At 36.6% G+C, this 21,108-nt stretch carries 19 protein-coding genes and 1 pseudogene; 11 read left to right on the top strand and 9 right to left on the bottom strand.

What is annotated here, in order from left to right:
- Positions 1 to 65: 65 nt before the first annotated feature.
- Positions 66 to 929 (bottom strand): AraC family transcriptional regulator, encoded by an 864-nt coding sequence (locus MKX53_RS16830; protein WP_340912734.1) that lies wholly within the window; start codon positions 927 to 929, stop codon positions 66 to 68.
- 75 nt (positions 930 to 1,004) lie between these two features.
- Complete coding sequence (locus MKX53_RS16825) at positions 1,005 to 1,394, bottom strand: NUDIX hydrolase (RefSeq protein ID WP_093537434.1); 390 nt, start codon at positions 1,392 to 1,394, stop codon at positions 1,005 to 1,007.
- A gap of 155 nt (positions 1,395 to 1,549) precedes the next feature.
- Here MKX53_RS16825 and MKX53_RS16820 point away from each other — a divergent pair, with 155 nt between their 5' ends.
- The 6 genes and pseudogenes from MKX53_RS16820 (at position 1,550) to MKX53_RS16795 (ending at position 6,716) form a co-directional block, all read left to right on the top strand.
- Positions 1,550 to 3,136 carry a DUF2339 domain-containing protein gene (locus tag MKX53_RS16820; RefSeq protein ID WP_340912732.1) on the top strand — a complete coding sequence of 529 codons (1,587 nt, stop codon included), beginning with the start codon at positions 1,550 to 1,552 and terminating at the stop codon, positions 3,134 to 3,136.
- A gap of 22 nt (positions 3,137 to 3,158) precedes the next feature.
- Entirely contained in the window at positions 3,159 to 3,587 is a 429-nt protein-coding gene (locus MKX53_RS16815; RefSeq protein WP_340912729.1) for a DUF1801 domain-containing protein, read from the top strand.
- A 100-nt stretch (positions 3,588 to 3,687) separates the two neighbouring features.
- Positions 3,688 to 4,407, top strand: a complete 720-nt coding sequence (locus MKX53_RS16810; protein ID WP_093537437.1) for a YebC/PmpR family DNA-binding transcriptional regulator — start codon at positions 3,688 to 3,690, stop codon at positions 4,405 to 4,407.
- 171 nt (positions 4,408 to 4,578) lie between these two features.
- Positions 4,579 to 5,783 (top strand): annotated as a pseudogene (locus MKX53_RS16805) (ISL3 family transposase).
- 109 nt (positions 5,784 to 5,892) lie between these two features.
- Positions 5,893 to 6,345 (top strand): hypothetical protein, encoded by a 453-nt coding sequence (locus MKX53_RS16800; protein WP_340912728.1) that lies wholly within the window; start codon positions 5,893 to 5,895, stop codon positions 6,343 to 6,345.
- Complete coding sequence (locus tag MKX53_RS16795; protein WP_340912727.1) at positions 6,342 to 6,716, top strand: DUF5412 domain-containing protein; 375 nt, start codon at positions 6,342 to 6,344, stop codon at positions 6,714 to 6,716. The genes MKX53_RS16800 and MKX53_RS16795 overlap by 4 nt, the downstream gene beginning before the upstream one ends.
- A 151-nt stretch (positions 6,717 to 6,867) precedes the next feature.
- Here MKX53_RS16795 and MKX53_RS16790 read toward each other — a convergent pair whose 3' ends face one another.
- Both MKX53_RS16790 and abc-f read right to left on the bottom strand, forming a co-directional pair.
- Positions 6,868 to 7,290, bottom strand: coding sequence for a DUF4395 domain-containing protein (locus MKX53_RS16790; protein WP_340912725.1), 423 nt, complete (start codon positions 7,288 to 7,290; stop codon positions 6,868 to 6,870).
- Between the two features lie 165 nt (positions 7,291 to 7,455).
- Positions 7,456 to 9,111, bottom strand: a complete 1,656-nt coding sequence (gene abc-f, locus MKX53_RS16785) for a ribosomal protection-like ABC-F family protein (RefSeq protein WP_340912723.1) — start codon at positions 9,109 to 9,111, stop codon at positions 7,456 to 7,458.
- 435 nt (positions 9,112 to 9,546) lie between these two features.
- On the opposite strand from abc-f, the gene dapD reads away from it, so the two are divergent.
- Together dapD and MKX53_RS16775 are read left to right on the top strand one after the other, a co-directional pair.
- A complete protein-coding gene (dapD, locus tag MKX53_RS16780) occupies positions 9,547 to 10,260 on the top strand; it encodes a 2,3,4,5-tetrahydropyridine-2,6-dicarboxylate N-acetyltransferase (protein WP_340912721.1) in 714 nt (237 codons plus the stop codon).
- A gap of 11 nt (positions 10,261 to 10,271) precedes the next feature.
- Positions 10,272 to 11,396, top strand: coding sequence for an N-acetyldiaminopimelate deacetylase (locus MKX53_RS16775; protein ID WP_340912719.1), 1,125 nt, complete (start codon positions 10,272 to 10,274; stop codon positions 11,394 to 11,396).
- Between the two features lie 410 nt (positions 11,397 to 11,806).
- On the opposite strand, the gene asnB is transcribed toward MKX53_RS16775, so the two are convergent.
- From asnB to MKX53_RS16760, 3 genes are all read right to left on the bottom strand, one after another.
- Positions 11,807 to 13,651, bottom strand: a complete 1,845-nt coding sequence (gene asnB, locus MKX53_RS16770) for an asparagine synthase (glutamine-hydrolyzing) (RefSeq protein WP_340912717.1) — start codon at positions 13,649 to 13,651, stop codon at positions 11,807 to 11,809.
- 157 nt (positions 13,652 to 13,808) lie between these two features.
- Complete coding sequence (locus tag MKX53_RS16765) at positions 13,809 to 15,047, bottom strand: ABC transporter permease (protein ID WP_340912716.1); 1,239 nt, start codon at positions 15,045 to 15,047, stop codon at positions 13,809 to 13,811.
- On the bottom strand, positions 15,040 to 15,939 hold the full coding sequence (locus MKX53_RS16760) for an ABC transporter ATP-binding protein (protein ID WP_093537446.1): 900 nt from the start codon (positions 15,937 to 15,939) through the stop codon (positions 15,040 to 15,042). Before MKX53_RS16760 ends, MKX53_RS16765 begins: the two co-directional genes overlap by 8 nt.
- Positions 15,940 to 16,068: 129 nt before the next feature.
- On the opposite strand from MKX53_RS16760, the gene MKX53_RS16755 reads away from it, so the two are divergent.
- On the top strand, positions 16,069 to 17,490 hold the full coding sequence (locus MKX53_RS16755; protein ID WP_340912715.1) for a stalk domain-containing protein: 1,422 nt from the start codon (positions 16,069 to 16,071) through the stop codon (positions 17,488 to 17,490).
- A gap of 103 nt (positions 17,491 to 17,593) precedes the next feature.
- Here MKX53_RS16755 and aroD read toward each other — a convergent pair whose 3' ends face one another.
- The gene (gene aroD / locus MKX53_RS16750; RefSeq protein ID WP_340912714.1) at positions 17,594 to 18,349 is read right to left on the bottom strand and encodes a type I 3-dehydroquinate dehydratase; all 756 of its coding nucleotides are present in this window, start codon (positions 18,347 to 18,349) and stop codon (positions 17,594 to 17,596) included.
- Between the two features lie 68 nt (positions 18,350 to 18,417).
- Here aroD and MKX53_RS16745 point away from each other — a divergent pair, with 68 nt between their 5' ends.
- Together MKX53_RS16745 and MKX53_RS16740 are read left to right on the top strand one after the other, a co-directional pair.
- Positions 18,418 to 19,269, top strand: a complete 852-nt coding sequence (locus MKX53_RS16745) for a GNAT family N-acetyltransferase (RefSeq protein WP_340912713.1) — start codon at positions 18,418 to 18,420, stop codon at positions 19,267 to 19,269.
- Positions 19,270 to 19,381: 112 nt separating this feature from the next.
- Complete coding sequence (locus tag MKX53_RS16740) at positions 19,382 to 20,401, top strand: STAS domain-containing protein (protein WP_340831735.1); 1,020 nt, start codon at positions 19,382 to 19,384, stop codon at positions 20,399 to 20,401.
- Positions 20,402 to 20,480: 79 nt separating this feature from the next.
- Here MKX53_RS16740 and MKX53_RS16735 read toward each other — a convergent pair whose 3' ends face one another.
- The gene (locus tag MKX53_RS16735) at positions 20,481 to 21,053 is read right to left on the bottom strand and encodes a hypothetical protein (RefSeq protein ID WP_340912711.1); all 573 of its coding nucleotides are present in this window, start codon (positions 21,051 to 21,053) and stop codon (positions 20,481 to 20,483) included.
- Positions 21,054 to 21,108 lie beyond the last annotated feature (55 nt).

The raw sequence follows: 21,108 nt of genomic DNA, 5'->3' as shown, positions 1-21,108 counted from the left end.
TATTGAAAAAAGTAAACTGCTACATGACTCACCAAGTAGTACTTGTGCTCTGCAGATCGTTCCTATTATTTAATCGGTATCCAAATTTCTGAATAGCAATTTTCGCTGGAAGGATCATCATCGGAATACACTTCTAGCTCCGGTGTCCCTGCGGGTTCATATGGATTAGAGGGGAACCACTCCGCATATATTTGTTTCCAGGTATTTTGCATAGCATCTGGCATCGGACCGTGCACCTCAAATACAACCCATTTAGAAGCAGGGATTGTAATAGCTGATAAGTTTTCCGGTACTTCACCTACATAATCTGTTGCAATCCAATAATCAATTAAGCTATTCTCTCGATAAGCTGCGTCTGCAACACAAACACCGAGTACACCCTCAATGTCTCCGTTGTTTAATTGAAATAATAAATCATTTGTTCCATCTGCATGTACATCATTCCAAAACAAAGGAATACCCTGTGTATTTTCTCCATTCTTACAGTTGTATATTCTTTTCACTCCAACAGCTTGAAAGCTTTCCTTCTCGACAATTTTATACTTCATTGGTTCTGCCCCCTTTAAATTTACCTGAATGATCAAGCGGTTATAGGAATTTATTTTCCCTATATTTTTTCTTGCTTCACTAGGCGTAATTCCGTGTTGTTTACGGAATGCTTTTGTGAATGATTCAGGAGTGTCGTACCCGTATTTGTAGGAGACGTCAATTATTTTATTGTCCGTATTAAGCAGTTCTTGTGCAGCCAAAGTTAGTCGTCTTCTTCGAATATAGTCTCCTAGGGACATATCCGTTAAGATGGAAAACGTTCGTTGAAAATGAAAAGCAGAAGAATTAGCTTCCTTAGCAATTTGTTCCATAGATAAATCCTCTAGTAAATGATCCTCTATATAGCTTATTACCTGTTGAATCGACTCTACCCACCCCATTGACTTCACTCCTTATATGTATCTTAGTGGAATACATAGAGGCAATCCTGTCATTTTGTGCTTTTATGGGACTGCCTATTCTTCTGTAATTAGCTCGATAATTTCTTTAGGACGAACATCTAAAGAGGAAAGCTCTTTAACGTCTAACCATATTGGTTCATAGCCACCCCGATGAGGAGAAGGGTCCGTATATTCTTCTCCAATACCTGGTCCAAATTTCCCTCCAATTATATCTGCTAGGAAAAAATGTTGAGTGCCGCTTTGTTCAATAACTTTAAAGGGGCGCTGGATTCTTACATGTACTCCAATTTCTTCAAATGTTTCCCGGATCGCTGCTTGCTCTGGAGTTTCACCTTTTTCTAATCCCCCACCAGGAAATACATAATAAGTCATATGAGGTTTCGTGCGCTTAATGAGTGCTACTCGTCCGTTTTCAATAATGATAGTTGCTCCACGATCTCTCATTTTTTCTCACCATCCTATAAAGATTAAGTTATTTTATATTATATATGAAAGAAGACAAAGAAGAGGTATAGAAGAGTGGGTTTTTGTTTAAAGGATATTTTGAATGTTTGTCTAATAGTATGAGTAGAACATATTATTCAAAAAGGAGGGATTGAATGGAGAAGAGCGAACTTCTTGAAAAGAGAATAGAGGAGTTAGAGAAACGGATTCTATTTTTAGAAGACCAAATACATATTAAACCATCTACCTCACCACCTCATCGACCTGTCATTCAACAACAAGAACAAACGAAGGAACCTGTGGAATGGGATGTGTTAATCTTTCAGAAAATACTTCCCCCTTTATTTATTGTCGTATTTATAATGGGAGTAATTTGGGGATTCAAAGCAGTGTCGGATTATGGCTTTTTACAACCAATCGTAAAAGTAATTATTGGGTACATTGTTAGTTTTGTATTAATCATGTTAGGTATATGGCAAATTAAAAAAGGTCGCAAGAATTTAGGGCATATGCTTCTTGGTGGGTCTATTCCGATCCTAATGTTGACCACTTTTGCAATGCATCAACTATATGATATATCTGGACCAACCCTAGCTTTTATTCTCAATCTTATGTGGATAACATTAGGGGTATTTCTTACTTTTAAATACCGCTCGCAAGGGATCGGTATTGTTGCAATAGTAGGGGGCGTATTTGTTCCATTTTTGATAAAGAGTACTTCACCGAATATCCCTTTATTTTCTTTATATGAAACAGTTCTTTTTACGGTATTTTTATGGATTGCCTTAAAATATTCCTACAAGGTATTATATTTTATTTCGATCGTTTTCTTACAGGTAGCAATATTAGTATTCTTTATTTTTACAAACGTACCTGATGGATATAAATGGATCGCAATGCTTCCTATATTCGTACAACATGGTGCATTATTGGCTATTCTTTTGAAAACAAATCAGATGCTAAAAGAACAAGCATACACTCTATTTTCCATTATGCTTATAACTGCTATATGGATTCGTGTAATATTCACAGATAACGAAGCAACGGTTTTAATGACCATTATTACGCTCATCTATGGGGTTTGTTATTATGTAAATCGAGAGGACTCTATTCGTGCACCTATTTTTATCGCAAATGCATCTGTTACTTTGCTAAATATAATGCAACTTCAAACAGACAATTTATTATTTGAAGGAATTATTGGATTTATCTTCATCTACTTTTTCATCTATAAAAAGTTCAAACATACATTACACCTTATTCTTTTGAGTATTAGTTATATCGTGGCTTTCTACAAAGTTCTATCTTTTTCTATTACGGGCTGGGTATCCTGGGAAATGCTACACTGGACAGTATTTTTAATAGGTACAGGGTATGTCATCTATTTGTTAACAAGGCTATTTAAAGATAAAACTATTTTAAATATCGGCGTATCTTTTGTTGCAATTATGCTTCTATATTACTTGCACATGATTGCTGTCTTAGTTTCTGGGGATAGTGGAAGCAATATGGAACGGGTCGTTACTAGTTCGTTGTGGATTATCATCGCTATATTATTTATGGTCTTTAATCGTATTTCGTTGCCTCAAGGTAAATACGTCGGTGTCAGTATTTTATTTGTAACGTTAGCAAAAATTATATTATTCGATATTTCATTTGTCTCTGTAGCTATTAAGGCATTATTATTTTTAGTTCTAGGCGTGGTTGGACTCCTCGTATCACGGGCTTATTATAAAAAGTAGTTATAGATTGGGGATAGAAAAAATGGCTAAATACGAAGCTAAGATGAAAGAAACAGATGCTGATGTAATTGAATTTATAGAGGCTGTCGATCATCCGAAAAAACGAGAAGATGCTTACAAGCTTTTAAAAATTTTTGAACAAACTTCAGGCTATGAGGCTAAAATGTGGGGACCGAGCATTATAGGTTTTGGAACTTATCATTATAAATACGCTTCAGGTCACGAAGGGGATGCTCCTTTAGTGGGCTTCTCGCCGAGAAAAGCAAAGCATAGTTTGTATATTGCATCGGGAGAGACGACGCGAGATGAAACACTTAAACGACTGGGAAAGTATACAGCGGGAAAATCATGCGTGTATATAAATAAAGTCGAAGATATAAATGAAGATATTTTGAAGGAAATGATTAGAAATGCCATAGCATTTATACAAAAACTATATCCAAATCAATAGTATATTAATGGAAGTTAATGTATTTATTTTGCTAGTTTATAAGGGTTTCATGTATAATGTTACAGTATAAAACTTAGCTTAGCGAAAGAGAGTGGGACTTATGGGTCGTAAGTGGAATAATATTAAGGAAAAGAAAGCTTCCAAAGACGCTAATACTAGTCGTATTTATGCGAAATTTGGTCGTGAAATATATGTTGCTGCAAGACAAGGTGAGCCTGATCCTACATCTAACCAAGCGCTTAAAGTAGTATTGGAACGTGCAAAAACATACAGTGTGCCTAAGCATATTATTGATAAAGCGATTGAAAAAGCAAAAGGTGGATCCGAAGAAAGCTTCGATGAGCTTCGTTATGAAGGTTTTGGACCAAGCGGTTCAATGGTTATCGTTGATGCACTTACAAATAACGTAAACCGCACAGCATCCGATGTACGAGCTGCATTTGGTAAAAATGGTGGTAATATGGGTGTCAGTGGTTCAGTTGCTTATATGTTTGATGCAACAGCCGTTATTGGTTTAGAAGGAAAAACGGCTGATGACGTTCTGGAAATTTTGATGGAAGCGGACGTTGACGCACGCGATATTTTAGAAGAGGAAGATACAGTAATCGTTTATGCGGATCCTGATCAATTCCATGCTGTACAGGAAGCGCTCAGAGCTTCAGGAGTTACAGACTTTACAGTTGCAGAACTAACGATGCTTGCTCAAAACGATATTGCATTAGATGCAGACGCTCAAGCGCAATTTGAAAAAATGATTGATGCTATTGAAGATTTAGAAGATGTTCAACAAGTCTACCATAATGTAGATTTAGGAGAATAATAGTGAAAAAAGCTGATCCAACGTAGTTTTCTACTTTGGATCAGCTTTTTTATTGGTTCTATAATATTTGTTGGGGTTTTTCTACAATTGTGCATAAAAAAATGCACGTAACTTCCGATTCTTTTATACTTGAATTGTCGAGAAACAAGTATGAAAAGGAGCTACGTGCAAATGAATTTTACCATGAATATGCCAGGATTAAAAGATGTAACTATCCAAAAGGTGGAGGAAACAGGTGAGAGAATTGCTCTTCACGTTTCACTGCCAAAGAAAGCGCATAGCTGTCCAAACTGTCATCAATTTACGTCCAAAGTCCATGATTATCGGGTTCAAAAGATTAAGCATTTAAAATGGTTTGAGCGATTAACAATACTTTTTTATAAACGTCGTCGTTATGCATGTAAATGTGGGAAGCGCTTCTCGGAGAAATCCCCTTTCGTGGATAAATATCAGCGTTTCTCAAAAGAATGGAATCAAGTCGTACGTATACGTTCCATTAAGGCTAAAACTTTCAAAGAAGCCGGCGAAGTACTTGGTTCTTCGAGTTCAACGGTGATGCGTCGTTTTAAAGAGGCTGCGAAAACAGAGCTTATCAGTGGAGTTAGCTTACCTAAAGCTATTGCGATTGATGAGTATAAAGGAGATACAGATGCAGGCACATATCAGCTGATTATTGCCAATGCCGAAACACATGAACCGATTGATATATTGCCTAACCGCCGCAAAGAAACGGTAAAAGACTATCTTTCGAAGCATGGTGCCAATGTAGAAATCGTAGTGATGGATATGAATCCGAGCTTTAAAGCAGCCGTGAGAAAGGAGGCCAGCCAGTGATTGTGGCCGATCGCTTCCACTACTGTCGATATATTTATTGGGCGTTAGATGAAGTTCGTCGTCAAGTTCAAAAAGAGTGGCATGAATACGACCGCAAGAAATGTAAGAGAATGCGCCATGTCTTGTACAAGAGACAAGAGAAATTAACAAAAACCAACGCTTGGTATTTAGCTCGTTATACGAACATGTCTGAAACATTGAAACAGGCACATGAACTCAAAGAGGCATACTGCAAATGGTTTGATTGGGCAAAAGAAACGAAGGATTTAGTAGAAGTAAAAAAACAATTAGAAGCTTTTTACCGTAAGGTAGAGGACAGTAAAATTCCAGCCTTTATAAAAGCTATTCGAACCTTTAAAAACTGGCAAACTGAGATCTTAAATAGCTTTAGTTTTGGTTATTCGAATGGCTTTCTGGAGGGCATTAATAATAAAACGAAAGTGATGAAGCGTAACGCATATGGTTTTCGTCGCTTCGATCACTTTCGCGCAAAGATTTTATTAAATATAAAGTATAAAGAAATCGGAGTTCATCTCGGTTAAAGAGAGGAGTGGAAATGTCACCACCCCAACATTTGACGTTGAACCTTTTTATTTGAGTGATGGAACAGAAATTTAACAAATACGTCCAATGTGAAGAGGTGGTTATTGTTTGAATAGTAAAATAATTCTTCGAATTGTTATTTTCTTTATTCTTTCTATATCAATTTTATTTACAAATAAGTCTTCAGCAAGTTGGGCGTATGCATTTGTTGTGTGGGATGACTACGTATATGTTATCACCGATGTACAAGTCGAAGAGGTAGATAGAGATATTGGTCATGTAACGAAGTATTCAGATAGGGAAGGAACCTATTCTGGGAATTTCTCCAATGTCTATCCAAAAGGGACGAAGTATTATAGCATTCAAGGGATAAATACGGAGGAAGCCATTGCTATACAGGAGGACGATGGAACATATATTCAAGCTACAAGAGATGGAGAATACGCTAGAAACAAATATGGAATAGATAATGTTATTACTCTAGCTTTCATTGGAGCAATTTTACTAGTCATTATTTCAATTGTAAGAACTAATTATTATGGGAAAAGGAGAGAAGGATGAACAGAAAAGTAAAAGTAATTCTCCTCGTAACAAGTATACCTATTACGGTGATTCTGGTTCTATTAGGAATCTTCCTATATACATTTTTTGTTAGTATGGAAAGTCTACCGAAAGGAGATTTATTAGTGGAGGAATCATCACCAGATGGGAAATTTACGTTAAAAGCCTACGTTACAAACGGCGGAGCTACTACTTCCTATGCAGTTCGCGGTGAACTCGTTTTCAATAAAAAAAATGGGAAAACCAAAAATATATATTGGAATTATAGAGAAGAGGATGCAGAAATTTCTTGGGTGGATAATGATACAGTAATTATCAATAATCATACTTTAAATGTCCCAAAGGAAAAATATGATTTTAGATATCATTAGTGTTAGTGAAGATATTTAACATATTAAAAATGTTCGGATTGGAAGACAAATAAACAGCCTTTCCATTTTCGAAGGAAAGGCTGTTTTTCTTAATAGCAAAGCCAGCGTCTGTTTAGCTCCGGTGCTGACCTAGGCGTTTCTGTCCTTCTGGTTAAGCTACCGATTTCTTTCTACGATAGTTCCACTGTTGAAACTGGAATCGGATGAAACAACCAATACAAAATCCTGCTATTGCAATGGAAGCGGCAAGGCCAACCATAATAGTTGCGATATTAAATAATAACGACCAGTTTAGAAAGTAGCTAATTGTAGCTACTAACAAGAAACCAACTGCCAGCCACTGATTAAATCTTAGTTGTGCATAATCTTCTTGAATATATTGAGAGGCAGGTTTAGACAAGAACCACCTTTTGGCTACAACTAAAATTGGATGGAAACCTGTTAATAAACTGGATAAATTTGCAACTAACGGAATAAGTAATATCCATGCAGATTGAGTTAGAAGAGCAATGATTACAGATAAAACAATAGTCCATTGGTTGAGCATTACAAGTGGTTTAGGAATTGTTTTCATTTTAAAACCTACTTTTCTTATCGGATTTTATATTATTATATGTTGATAGTCCATGAAAGTAAATAGAGGGACATATATAATCATATTTCCTGGGAAATTGATAAGATGTGATTTGAAACGACAAATACAATAAAAGTAACTTAAAGATAGGAGCTGCCTTCTATATTATTTCTTTTTTAAGTCGTTTATTTTCTTAGATAGTTCAATGAATTGTACATCGAGTTCACTATACTTAGGGTCATTATTTTTTAGGAAACTGAGTTTGCCGAGAACTGCCTGCCGTTCCGTTTCTAGTGTTAAGAGTTGTTTTTCAATTGAAGACTCATTGTTTCTATGCATCCATTCGTTATAGTTCATTTCTACCTTTCGAATCGAATCATTTTCAAAAATCAGCAATTTATTTGTTAATTTTTCTAAGAAGTATCGGTCATGTGTCACAAGTAAAATAGTGCCTGGAAAAGTAGACAGTGTTTTTTCTAACTGTTCACGAGAAGGGAGATCTAAATGGTTTGTTGGTTCGTCTAATAGTAAGACATCTTTTTGGTCGAGCATGAACTCCATTAGCTTCAGCTTCACCCGCTCTCCCATACTCATTGTTGATATAGGCCGTGTCCAGTGTTCTATTGAAAAGCCTAAGTTAGTCATTAGTGTTTGGATAAGTCCTCTTATCTCAAAGTCAGTCGGTCCAAAAAATTCAAATGGTGTTAGGTTTTCTGGTAAGTCGAACACGGTTTGGCGTAAATAGCCAATATTTATAGATTCGGTTTTCCAAAGATCTCCTTGATAACTTTCTTCTCCTAATATCATGCGAAAAAATGTTGATTTTCCACTACCGTTACGACCTAATAATGCTACGCGTTCTTGAGCTTGTATGGTGAAAGAAGTAGGGTGGAAGAGTGTGCTATTTTTAAAGTCTTTTCTAAGACCTTTTGCTTCGATGATGCGTTTACCTTTTTTCTTGTTTCCTTCAATGGAAAAAGACACATCTTTTTCTTTATCAGGTTTATCGACAGTGTTTTTAGTAAGTTCCAGTTCTAGCCTTTTCTTTTTGGAGCGTATTTGCACGTCCATTTTTTTAGCTTTAACTCGATAATACTCCTTGTTGAATTCATGCTTGGTAGAATCCGCATGCGCTTTGGATGACCAGTTTTTCAGTTCGGTAATTTGCTTTTCCACTTGCTGAATTTTTGATTGTTGCGCATCATAAAGTCTTTGTTGTGTCAGGATTTTTTCTGCTTTTCTATCCCTATAAATCGAATAGTTCCCAGCGTATGCCGTCAGTTTTTTATTTTCAACTTCCCAAATATAATCCGCTACCTCATCTAAGAAGTACCGATCGTGAGAAACCAGAATGATCGTGCCATTATAAGTGAGAATCTGTTTCCTTAAGTAGGATAAGCTCTCCTGATCCAAATGATTTGTTGGTTCATCTAAAAGTAAGACTTGAGAATTCTCTGCGAATGCACGAGATAATCTTCTTTTCATCTTTTCACCGCCACTCAGTTGTGCATATTCTCTTCCTTCTGGAACAGTCCATTTACTTAAAGCGGCCAGCTTATCAAGTTCATCTTCTTTTTCACTAAAGTGCTCATCTTCTTGCTGAAAGTAGCTTATAGAAGGGGGAGTTCCGATCCATTCCACCCTTCCGCTAGTAGGAAGGGCTTCATTGGAAAGAATCGTAAGTAACGAAGACTTACCTTGTCCGTTTCCACCAACAATTCCAATAACTACATCTGCTTGTATATCTTCTTTTACATTCTTTAAGATTACATCGTCGCCAAAAATAATGCTTATATCATTTAGTTTTCCTAATAGTGTCATACAAACAACTCCTTTTGGAGGAATAAAAAAATCCCTCCGAATAATACGGAAGGATGTTGCTGACCATAAAGCATATACGAAAAACACTACATATTCAGTGCTATGTAGAGAATACCGTACGTATTGTAAGAATAATGGGCAGACTAATCCTATTTCCGTTTGCGTATAAAATATTTTTTTCTGCATGAAGCAGCAAATATTATGCAAGAAATAAGATTATATAATCATAGTCCACCCATCGTCCCTTCAAATTTGTTAATTGAATTATAGCATATTTTTACTTGATTTGCCTAGAAAACGGTAGAAACAAGTGACATATGGAAAGAGTTAATTGAAAATATTAATTTTACATTATATTTCGTTAAATGTATTTAAATTCGTGATTTTTAATAAAAAATCCTGTAGAATGAATACATATTTGAGGAGGTATGGAGAATGAAACAATTAGATGCACATGAAATTATTTCATATATTCAACACGCTAAAAAATCAACGCAAGTGAAAGTATACATAAAAGGAAACGGCATAAATCAGATTTCTTTCGGGGAACATACAAAAGTTTTTGGGGAGGGAAATTCTCTAGTATTATTTGGAGAATGGTCTGAAATTGAATCCGTTTTAAATGAATATAAAAATCAAATCGATGATGTAGTCGTGGAGAATGAAAGTCGTAACTCCGCTATTCCACTTTTGGACCTAAAGGGGATAAACGCACGTATCGAGCCAGGCGCAATTATTCGAGATCAAGTTAGTATTGGAGATAATAGTGTTATTATGATGGGCGCACTTATTAATATTGGTGCAGTTATTGGTGAAGGTACGATGATTGATATGGGCGCAGTTCTAGGTGGACGCGCAACTGTAGGGAAAAACTGTCATATTGGTGCTGGCGCAGTGTTAGCAGGAGTAATTGAGCCACCTTCTGCAACTCCGGTAATTATAGAAGATGACGTAATGATTGGTGCGAACGTGGTAGTTCTTGAAGGATGTAGAGTTGGTAAAGGTGCAGTTGTAGCTGCGGGTGCCATAGTTACTAAGGATATCCCTCCATATACGGTAGCTGTAGGAGCACCTGCAAAAGTCATTAAAGAAATAGATGATCAAACAAGATCGAAAACGGAAATCATGCAAGAATTACGTCAGTTGTAAGTTGGTGGCTGATGAAAACCTTACAAGATATTCGGAGAGATTTACATCGCATACCTGAATTAGGTTTTGAAGAAGTAAAAACACAAAGTTATTTATTGGAACAAATTCGTACGCTTCCACAAGATAGACTAACCATAATTACTTGGAAAACAGGGATTGTCGTAAAAGTAGAGGGAACAGAACCTACACAAACGATTGGTTGGAGGACGGATATAGATGGTCTACCGATTACGGAGGTGACTGGACTTCCATTTGAATCTAGCCATCCTGGTAAAATGCATGCTTGTGGTCATGACGTTCATATGACGGTGGCCCTTGGTTTACTTAGGAAACTAGTAGAAAACCCTATCAAGGATCATGTAGTTATTCTATTTCAACCAGCAGAGGAAAGTCCCGGAGGTGCACTTCCAATGCGAGAATGGTTAAAAGAAGAACAAACGACTTTAATGCCCGATAAAATATTTGCCTTTCATGTAGCACCTGAATATCCTGTTGGAACAGTAGCCACTCGTCCAGGTTTACTTTTTGCTAATACATCTGAATTATTTATCGATGTAATTGGAAAGGAAGGGCATGCGGCATTTCCGCATCAGGCGAGAGATATGTCTGTTGCAGCAGCTACACTATTATTGCAATTACAAACGATTGTAAGTCGTTCTATCAATCCTATGGACCCAGCGGTTCTTACGATTGGGAAGTTCACTTCTGGAACAGTACAAAATATTATTTCTGGTCACGCTAGGCTAGAGGGAACTATTCGTACGATGGATGCAGATACGATGGCGATTATTAAAGAGAAGATCGAGTCGTTTTGTCGAGCGACAGAAATTGCTTTTGAATGCTCTGTTCAGATAGACTACGGTTCGTCCTACTATCAGGTGAAAAATGATGAGCTACTTGCGAACGAGTTTTTAGCCTATGCGGAAGTACATTCAGCAACGAATGCCATTTTATGTGATGCGGCTATGACTGGTGAAGACTTTGGTTATTTCCTTCAAGAAATACCAGGCCTGCTATTTTGGGCTGGAGTTAACTCATCATATGGACTGCATCATCCGAAGCTCAATCCCGATGAAGCTGTGATAGACTATCTAGTTCCATTTATAGATGCCTATTTCCGTAAAATTTCAAACTAAAAAGGATCTACTCTGTTTAGTACAGAGTAAATCCTTTCAGTTTGACGACATAGGTATTTTTATAAACGGTTATGAATAGTAATAAATGTTCCTAGGGATGTTTAGTCACCCTATTAAAAGTGAGATATTGAATACTCGTTTATAACTGTTTATAAGGCAAGATCCACCACGAAGACTCCAGTGGGAATAGCTTGAGCTGAAGACCCCACAGGAACGTAGTGACGAGGAGGCTGAAGCCAAGCCCACGGAAAGCGAAGTGGTGGATCTTGCCGATTTTAATATTCAACTTTATACACCTAAAATTGAGTTTGTCTACAGTCTGAAAGGATTTACAAAGGATTTACTTGCTTTCATCATGCACTTACTCAAGGAGCCGGTAAATACATTCCATTCTATTTGGTTAGTATCTTTTAATCCACTAGTTGAACATTACATTCTTTAAACCAAATATCCATCTGTACCAAGTATGCCAGAAGCTGCGGTCCAGACATTAACTGGCCAAACCATGGTACTTTAAATGCTTCTCCGTTGGATTCGACAAGGTCAGCTAAGCGTTGCTTTTGGAACAGTTCGTGTAGAATAGAGTTTTTGTCTTGTAATTGCTCTTTCAACAAATTACTCACAATAGCTGTATAAACAGGATTATGTGTTTTTGGGTATGGACTCTTTTTACGATAAAGTACATCAAATGGCAGACTGCCTTCAAATGCTCTTCGTAATATGCCTTTTTCCTGATTGCCGACCATCTTGTATTCCCATGGAATATTCCATGCATACTCTACCAGACGATGGTCCGCGAAGGGTACACGCACCTCTAAGCTAGCCCCCATACTCATACGATCCTTCCTATCTAACAAGGTCGTCATAAACCACGTCATATTCATATAAAATAATGCGCGTCTTTTTGCGTCAATTTCTGATTCGCCTTCCAAAAGAGGAGTTTCAGCTAAAGTAGTGTCATATGCATTTTGTACATATTCTTCAATATTTAATTTACCTTGCCAACTATCATTCAATAACTGGAAGCGTTCACTAGTAGATCGTATCCAAGGAAACCCTTTTTCTGCGTTTCCTATTTGGTGAAACCATGGGTAGCCACCAAATATTTCATCCGCACATTCTCCAGATAAACCTACCGTAAAGTCCTGTTTTATTTCTCGGCAGAACCATAGTAAAGAAGAATCGATATCGGCCATGCCTGGAAGATCCCTTACGTGAACAGCCTCTCTTAAATACTCTGCTAGTTTTTGTTGGGTAATAATAGAAAAATGATGGTCCGTTTCTAAATGGTCCGTCACTTTTTGTATCCATGGAAGATCGCTTGAAGGTTGAAAAGTATTACCTTTAAAATGATGGTCATTATCTTGATAGTCGATGGAGTACGTGTGCAGTGGGGATTTGGACTCCTGAGAATAGGATTTGGCTGCTATTGAAGTAATAATACTGGAGTCCAAACCTCCAGATAGGAATGTGCAAAGGGGGACGTCTGATACAAGTTGTCTTTCTACAGCATCGGTTACTAATGAATGAACCTTTTCCGTAGTTTCATCTAAAGAATCTGTATGTTCCTTGCTTTCTACATTCCAGTAACGCCAAGTCCGAATGCCGTTGCGAGTTAAACTGAGTGCATGGGCAGGCCGTAATTCATGTATATCCTGGTACACGCCAGAACCAGGGGTACGTGAGGGACCTAATCCAATGATTTCGGCTAGACCATTTCTATTAATGATAGGGGAAATAGCAGGATGGGCAAAGAGCGACTTTTGCTCAGAACCAAATAGGAAGCCCCCGTTTTTTTCTGTATAAAAAAGTGGTTTCACTCCAAGGCGATCGCGCGCTATAAACACTTTTTGCTCCGACTCATCCCATATAGCAAATGCGAATATTCCATTAAAATGGTCAACACAATTTTCCTTCCATTCTATATAGGAGGTCAATAATACCTCTGTATCTGAATGACCAGAGAAGCTATGCCCACGTTTCAATAATTCTCTTCGGAGATCCTCTGTATTATATAATTCTCCATTATACGTAAGTGTATATTCATTAGAATGATAGGTTTTAGTCATCGGTTGCTTTCCGCCGACTGGATCTACTACTGTTAAACGGCGATGTCCAAATATGGCGTGCGGAGAATTCCAAATATTACCGTCATCTGGGCCACGCTTCTTTAAGGTTTCCGTCATTTTAGCAACTGCTGATAATTCGTTTCTCAAATCCCTTTGAAAATGAATCCAACCAGTAATTCCACACATATATGCATCCCTTCTTTCATCCATTATTTTATGCAAGAGGTGGAAAATTGTATCAAAAAAGACAATCGCACAGATTTTTCACACCTAACGATTGTCTTTTTATATACTTATTAAACTTTAAACTTATTTATTTTTCTTCGCTTTTACGACTTTTTTCTTATGTTGTTACTTTAAGCACGGTCTTAATTTTTTGGATTATTCCTCCACTACTATAAGTTAGTACACTTCGTTTATAGAAGGACAAGCTTAGTAGGAACATAAGAACTACAGTTACTATTAATATAGCCATGGACAAAATTGGTTCGAATGTAGATATGTCAGTGGCGCCAATTCGTAGTGGCATGACCATACCCGACGTAAACGGAATATAGGAGAACACTTTTATGAGCATCGTATCAGGACTTGCCATTCCAGAGATTAGCACGTAAAAGCCAATAATTCCAACCATCATCGCGGGCATCATAGCTTGACTCGATTCCTCTACTTTGGATACTAACGACCCTAATAATGCACCCAATATCAAATATAAAATGATTGTGATCAATAAAAAGGCTACTGAATAACCGATAAATGCAAGAGATAGTTCATTGGCAATTTCCTGTACAACATCCCATTTTGAGCCTCCGTCAATAAATGCGAATAACAATCCTTGAACGAGTAATAATCCCCCTATTTGTGTTAACGCTAAAAGAAACGTTCCAGTTAATTTCGCCATAAAATGTGTAGCTGGTTTCACGCTAGCAAGTAAAACTTCAAGAACGCGCGAACCTTTTTCGGAAGCAACATCCGTTGTAATCATCGATAAGAAGGTCATAACAAATGAATAAATTAGAAAACCTACTAAAAAGGAAGCACCAATTCCAGCAGCTTTCTCATCCTCACTTTTACCTGAGACAGATTGTTCATTCAGATTTTTCATCGTAATGATAGTTTCAGATTGCAGAATTTTATCCGCTTCTTCTGCAGTTAAATTTAGCTGCTGCACTTCATATATTTTCCCTGCGTATTGAAGGGTAGAAGAAAGGCTTAACTGATCATTAAATGTCAGCGGTTCGAAGGTGGCAATTTCTGCTGTGAGTGAATTATCTTGATCTTCCACGAAAATGACAGCCGCGAAGTCCCCGTCAACTACTTGTTGTTCTACTTTTTCAAGATCATCTGTTGGAAAGCTGAATTCTAGATCGCTAGTCGACTCAAATAATGCCTCAATTTCCACATCTGTTTCGTTAATAAGAGCTATTTGTAGAGCGTCTTCTTGGAAAAATGCCTCCTTAATGTCTGACCAGAACATAACACCACTGATCACCGCCACATATAAAATGATAGAAAATATAAATGATTTTGCTTTGACTTTTTGAACGTAAAGTTGCTTAACTAACAACCAGAATTTAGACATGCTTAGCACCTACCTTATCTTTGAATATTTCATCTAATGATAAATAATCCAAACTAAATTTTTCTATGTATTTGCCATTAGATACATAGTCAAAAATAGGCTGTGCATACGATTCATCTTCAAGTGTTAGTGTGTATTGATCTCTGCCTGTTTGAACATCTCGTACACCATGTAGTCCTGCTAGTACTTCTTTAGGAATTTCTGTACGTATAGTTAACTTCGTTTTTCCGTATTGTTTCTTCAAATCTAGTAAACTTCCAGTAAACAAGGATACGCCACGTTTTAGTAGGCATAAATGGTCACAAAGCTCTTCGACATTATCCATTTGGTGACTAGAAAATAATATAGTTGTTCCTTTATGCTTTAGGTCTAGAATTGCAGACTTTAGCAAATCCATATTTACTGGATCCAAGCCACTAAAAGGCTCATCTAATATAAGGAACTCTGGTTGATGTATAAAGCTTGCGATTAATTGAACTTTTTGCTGGTTTCCTTTGGATAAGGTTTCTGCTTTTGCTTTTCGCTTATCGTCTAATTCAAAACGATCAATCCAGTAATCTACTTCTTTTTTTAAATCTTTTTTAAGCTTTCCTCTTAACTCGCCAAAAAAGTATAGTTGGTCTTCCACAGTCATGGCAGGGAAGATGCCTCGTTCTTCAGGTAAGTAGCCTAGGATATCTCTATTAATGGAATTTATATGTTGGCCATTCCACATAATGCTACCTTCAGTTGTTTCCTGTAAGTCTAAAATCATACGAAATGTTGTAGTTTTACCAGCACCATTCTGACCGATCAGCCCAAATATTTCTCCCTTTTCAATTGTAAAGGACAAACTGTTAACAGCTACGAAGTCTTGATATTTCTTAGTTACTTGGCTTATTGATAACGTCATATTCAAACTCCTATCTTTTTTCTCTTTAAACTTTATACGAAACAACATAAAGAATGTTTCATTTAATTTGTAACGTTTCTGTAAATTACCCCGTCAAATGGAAAGAGAAGAAAAAAGAGGAGTGATTGGATGAAGAAAATATACGCAGCTTTCGTAATGATTTTAATGTTCGGGCTTGTATGGAGCCAAGGTTCTGCCTTTGCACAAAGTGATGAAGCAAAAGTAGAAACAACTAACTTTATAAAAGCAACCGGGGTTATAACAAAAGTGGAAGAAAAAAAGGGAACTGTTACTTTAACGGTAGAAACAAATGGTAAAGAGCCGCAGATTACTTTTTACAACGTAACGGATGAAACAATGGTATACAGTAGTGGATCCACGAAGGAAATGGAAAAAGTGGCGTTTCAAAAAGGTCAACAAATAGACGCCTATTATGATAAAGATAAACCGATGATTATGATATATCCAGCACAAATTTCACCCGAATTAGTTATTGTGCATGATGCTAAAACATTCGGTTCTGTTAAAGTAGGGAAATTTGATGAAGAGTTTCGTAGTTTAGACAATGAATTGAATTTGAATGTAGATGACAAAACAATTCTAGAAAATACCGACGGAGAAAAAATAGCAAGAGCAGACTTAAGCGGAAAAGAGCTTATTGTATTCTATACGATGGCTACTAAAAGCATTCCTGCTCAAACAGCTCCTATTAAAATAGTAGCTATGTCCTCACCTGATGAAGTTAGTGATACGTCCAACTTCATAAAATTTCCAGGTGTTATAACAGAAATAACAAACGATAAAAATAAGTTAGCGCTTACGGTAGTGACAGAAGAGGATGAGCCAATTACGACTATCTTCACACTTGATAAAAATGTACGATTGTTTAAAGGAACAAACGCAGAGACAGTTAAAAAAGAGTCTTTCCAAATAGGGCAGAAAATAGAGGCTTATTATGATAAAAACAAGCCGATGATTTTAATTTATCCAGCACAAATAACTCCGGAACTTCTTTTTGTTCCTGGCAAAGAAGAATTTAGTTTTGTGAAAGTGGCGAAGTTTGACCAAGATATGATTAGTTTAGATCGAGAACTTCAGTTAACTATTTCCGAAGAAACTGAATTGCGTAATGAGAAAAACGAAGTAATAACTCAGGAGGATTTAGTGGAAAAAGAGCTTATTGTCTTTTATGCTGTTACTAAAAGAGGGATGGAAGGATTACCCGACCAAACAACTCCATTGAAGGTTGTTGCTCTAAATTATCTTTCGCCTGATTTAAAACATATTATTGAAAATGATCACTTTATACAAAATGGGACAAAAATGATTCCGCTTCGTAAAGTAGCAGAGCACCTTGGATATGAAGTAAAAAGCTATTCTACTTCTACGCAAAAGTTAGTAACACTTTTAAAAGGCAACAGTTCTTTCCAGATTTTTCGTGATACAAAAGTTTTTAGTTACAATAAGAGCCTACAATTATTTTTAGAAAAACCAGTGTTAAAAGATAAGACAACATATGTATCAGAAGAAATCCTAGATATATTAAAATAAACAAAACCCCTTCCTTTTCTAGTAGAAAAGGGTGGGGTTTTATTAGTATTTAATGATGAATTTCTAATTATCGGCGGTGACTCCTGCACAATGAGAACAGCTGCTACTCTTGTTTTGTATGTATTAACCCTAAAATATATTTAAGGTCAACGGCTGGAATTTGCCCTGGAGCAGAAGAAGCTACACCAGAACCAAATGTTGCGGCGGAGCCAAAAACTTCTCCAGCGAGTCGACTAATTACACCAGTAGAAGCCATAGCCATAGTAATAATTGGACGGTCTGCATATAAGGAGTACATTGTGTAGGTTGCATCTAGCAATGTCAGAACATCTGTTGGATTGTTTGGCATTACAGCGATTTTAGGTATATGTGCATCTAACTCTTGCATTCTTTTAAGTCTCCATACGATTTCTTCCTTGGCAGGAGTCTTTTCGAAGTCGTGATTAGACATAATGATGAAAAGGCCCGTTCCTTTTGCTGCTTGCATTATTTCCGTCACTTTCGGGGAAAACAACTCCACGTCTATCAAATCAACTTCTTTTGTTTTCATTACTTCTACTAGAAGGGTTTCGTAGTAGGAGTCTTCTATTATTTTATTTCCACCTTCACGATGTGTTCTAAAAGTAAATAGAAGAGGGGTTGGATATAGTACTTCTCGCAATGTGGAAAGTGTTTTTTTTACTTTAGTAATATCTTCAATTCCCTCTAAAAAGTCAGCTCGCCATTCAATAATTTCGAAGTTAGTTTGAAGGCTTTTTATCTCTAAAAGAAGCTCTTCTATTGTTCTTCCTATAAGGGGAACAATAACTTTTGGAATACCTATTCCTATATGGATATCTCGAATTGACACAACTTTCATAAAAGTATACCCCTTCCTTAGTGTTTTAAGTTATATTAACATACAAAGATATAGAGGAGGTCAATTATATGAATTTTCAGCATTATGAAAGTGTAGAAAAATTTGCGGGCAAAGTAACACCCTTTTTGGAATCAAACGAGGATAAGTTCAGCTTATTTCTTGGTGTTTTAAACGGGATAAGAGCTGGTGCATACAATAACCCTTACATGGCCACTATTGAAGAGGAAGGTGAAGTATTAGCAATTTTTCAAATGACCCCTCCCCATCCCCTAAATATTGTATTTGTAGATAAAAAGCAGATATCTGCTTGCATTGACTTATGTACCGCAGAATTGATTAAACATTCCATACGAGTAGAATCCATCATCAGTGTAAAGGAATGGGCTATTATGTTTGCGGAAAAGTGGAAAGAAAAAACAGGAGGAACATACTCTTTCATGATGCATCAAGGACTTTATAGACTGGACCAAGTAGAGGGGTCCCTTAAAATGAGTCCAGGCTCATGGCGTTACGCAACTCTTAACGATGCACTTCTAATAGAGAAATGGTATAGCCAGTTTGAACGTGATACTGGATTATCAACGACAGCTCCAGTAGAAATAAAAAAACGTGTGAATAAAATGTTAGAGGGTAATGAAGTCTTTCTTTGGGAAAACCAAGGGGAAGTTGTATCCATGATGAAAAAGGCTAGGCCAACAAAAAAAGGGGTTACGGTTTCACTTGTTTTTACACCAGCAGAAAAACGAGGAAAAGGGTATGGAAGAACTGTGGTTGCGGCAGGGAGTAAAGAGTTATTAAAGGAATTTGAGTTTTGTGTGTTGTATACAGATATGCTCAATCCAACCTCCAATAAAATTTATCAGGAAATTGGGTATAAGAAGCTAGTAGATTCTGTTCATTTGAAGCTGGAAACTATATAATTTTGTCCTTTTATGCCTTGTAGTAGTAAACTAAATTTATAGTAGAATCTCTTTTAGTGTAGGAAGTTTACTGGTACATACATAATTTCGAAAATATAAAGGGGTCTTATAAATGGACAAACAGGCAGGTATTGATATAGGTGGAATTAGTTTTAACTGGGATCTGGAAAAAGGGGAGTTTCTATTTGAACAACAGGACGCTGTTCTTTTCTGGGTTTCCTCTGCGATGAAATCCTTCTTCGATACAATTGAAGAGGTTTCTGGGGATGAAGCATCAAACTTAGTTTTTGAAGCTACAGGATTTCGCCAGGGGATAGTGGTGGGAGAGTACTTTCAAAATATGAAAAACGTAAGTGTCACAGAAGCAGTTGGTCTTATTACAAACACATATTCTTCCGCAGGCTGGGGATTAGCTAAAGTAGAAAATCTAAATATCGAAGAAAAGACCTTCACTGCAAAATTTAAAAATAGCTGGGAATACAAAATAAATAAAGCACAAGAAAAGTCGGTGGGAGGAAAATACATGCCTGCTCATTATGCTGGCATATTCTCTGGACTTCTAAATGAAAATATGTGGTATGAGGTAGTAAAAGATCAAATACAAGGTGATGAATTTACAGAAGTAAAGTACTTCCCATCTACTATTACAGTAAATCATAATATTGGTCAGCTTGCTCGAAAAACAGAAATGGATGAGATTCTTCATTTAGAAGCAGTAGTGGAGGATAAAGTAAGGGACTTAACTGAATTAGTACAGGAACTCTCATCACCTATTATTCCCGTGTTGGATGGAATAGTTGTGGTACCGTTGATCGGTAAGTATGATGAAGACCGTTCAGAGGCGTTACTAGAGAAAACATTAACTAATTTACCTTCACACAAGGCAAAGTATGTAGTACTTGATTTAACAGGGCTGAATGAAAATATCAGTCAACATACAGCAAGTTTTATCGAAAAAATCGGGTCAGCTTCCACTTTAATAGGTGTGACGACGATATTAGTGGGTATCTCCCCGCAGTTAAGTATTATTATTACTCAGTCAAATGTTCAATTATCTAACTTCGATTGCTTCCAAACATTACAGCACGGTATACACTATGCGTTAGCGCAAATGGGAAGAAAGATAATTTAAACTCTACTGTCATACAAAAGAGCTAGACAAAGTTGGGTGAAGTAAGTACCCTTTTCGTCTAGCTCCTCGTATTTCCTCATCATTTTTCTTCTTTATTCTTCTGCCTTATTTCTTCTTGAGTTTCTTGGTATTCTTCTTCAATATCGGTTGTCTTGTATATAAAAGGTTCATGGTTGTAATCTGTTCGTTTTCCATAACGAAGCATTTCGTATATGATCATTCCATTGTTTGGCATCCCATTTATAGTTCTCATAGGAATAATATCGAACAAAACATAATAAAACGCATAAAACACAAAGCGATCCCAAAATGTTCGATATTCTTCTAACAGACCGTTTGCCAATAACGCGTTTAGGACTAGAGCTACCGACAGATTCATCAGAATAGGACCTGCGTATATACATATATACGCTAGTTTACTTTCTCTTTTTAGAGCGTCGTATGAAAACCAACTAAATAGATGATAATGTTTTCGTACATCAATTATCCAAAATTTGAAAAGTCTAGGTCCCGATCCAATAGTCAATCTGGGGTTCTTTACACCGAAAATCTCACTTACTATTAAATAACCCGTTTCTCGCAAAAATATAACAATAGGCAAGATGATAAAAGCTGAAATTATTAAAGAAAGCAAATCTGAAAAACCAAACATTTTATCTCAACTCTCTTATTATTTGAAGTGTTGTGTATAAAATACCCGATTTATG

This window comes from Psychrobacillus sp. FSL K6-4615 (genome assembly GCF_038008225.1).
Lineage (GTDB): Bacteria > Bacillota > Bacilli > Bacillales_A > Planococcaceae > Psychrobacillus > Psychrobacillus psychrotolerans.
Note: the sequence above shows the minus strand (reverse complement) of the source record. Positions and strands in the feature narration are given on the sequence as shown.

Bases quoted from the DNA above. Each gene is read 5' to 3' on its own strand.
- aroD (WP_340912714.1), bottom strand. From the start codon at position 18,349: ATGAAAGTTGTGTCAATTCGAGATATCCATATAGGAATAGGTATTCCA.
- MKX53_RS16755 (WP_340912715.1), top strand. From the start codon at position 16,069: ATGAAGAAAATATACGCAGCTTTCGTAATGATTTTAATGTTCGGGCTT.
- MKX53_RS16830 (WP_340912734.1), bottom strand. From the start codon at position 929: ATGGGGTGGGTAGAGTCGATTCAACAGGTAATAAGCTATATAGAGGAT.
- MKX53_RS16815 (WP_340912729.1), top strand. From the start codon at position 3,159: ATGGCTAAATACGAAGCTAAGATGAAAGAAACAGATGCTGATGTAATT.
- MKX53_RS16760 (WP_093537446.1), bottom strand. From the start codon at position 15,939: ATGACGTTATCAATAAGCCAAGTAACTAAGAAATATCAAGACTTCGTA.
- MKX53_RS16765 (WP_340912716.1), bottom strand. From the start codon at position 15,047: ATGTCTAAATTCTGGTTGTTAGTTAAGCAACTTTACGTTCAAAAAGTC.
- MKX53_RS16735 (WP_340912711.1), bottom strand. From the start codon at position 21,053: ATGTTTGGTTTTTCAGATTTGCTTTCTTTAATAATTTCAGCTTTTATC.
- MKX53_RS16775 (WP_340912719.1), top strand. From the start codon at position 10,272: ATGAAAACCTTACAAGATATTCGGAGAGATTTACATCGCATACCTGAA.
- MKX53_RS16795 (WP_340912727.1), top strand. From the start codon at position 6,342: ATGAACAGAAAAGTAAAAGTAATTCTCCTCGTAACAAGTATACCTATT.
- MKX53_RS16790 (WP_340912725.1), bottom strand. From the start codon at position 7,290: ATGAAAACAATTCCTAAACCACTTGTAATGCTCAACCAATGGACTATT.
- MKX53_RS16825 (WP_093537434.1), bottom strand. From the start codon at position 1,394: ATGAGAGATCGTGGAGCAACTATCATTATTGAAAACGGACGAGTAGCA.
- MKX53_RS16810 (WP_093537437.1), top strand. From the start codon at position 3,688: ATGGGTCGTAAGTGGAATAATATTAAGGAAAAGAAAGCTTCCAAAGAC.
- asnB (WP_340912717.1), bottom strand. From the start codon at position 13,651: ATGTGTGGAATTACTGGTTGGATTCATTTTCAAAGGGATTTGAGAAAC.
- MKX53_RS16820 (WP_340912732.1), top strand. From the start codon at position 1,550: ATGGAGAAGAGCGAACTTCTTGAAAAGAGAATAGAGGAGTTAGAGAAA.
- abc-f (WP_340912723.1), bottom strand. From the start codon at position 9,111: ATGACACTATTAGGAAAACTAAATGATATAAGCATTATTTTTGGCGAC.
- MKX53_RS16745 (WP_340912713.1), top strand. From the start codon at position 18,418: ATGAATTTTCAGCATTATGAAAGTGTAGAAAAATTTGCGGGCAAAGTA.
- dapD (WP_340912721.1), top strand. From the start codon at position 9,547: ATGAAACAATTAGATGCACATGAAATTATTTCATATATTCAACACGCT.
- MKX53_RS16740 (WP_340831735.1), top strand. From the start codon at position 19,382: ATGGACAAACAGGCAGGTATTGATATAGGTGGAATTAGTTTTAACTGG.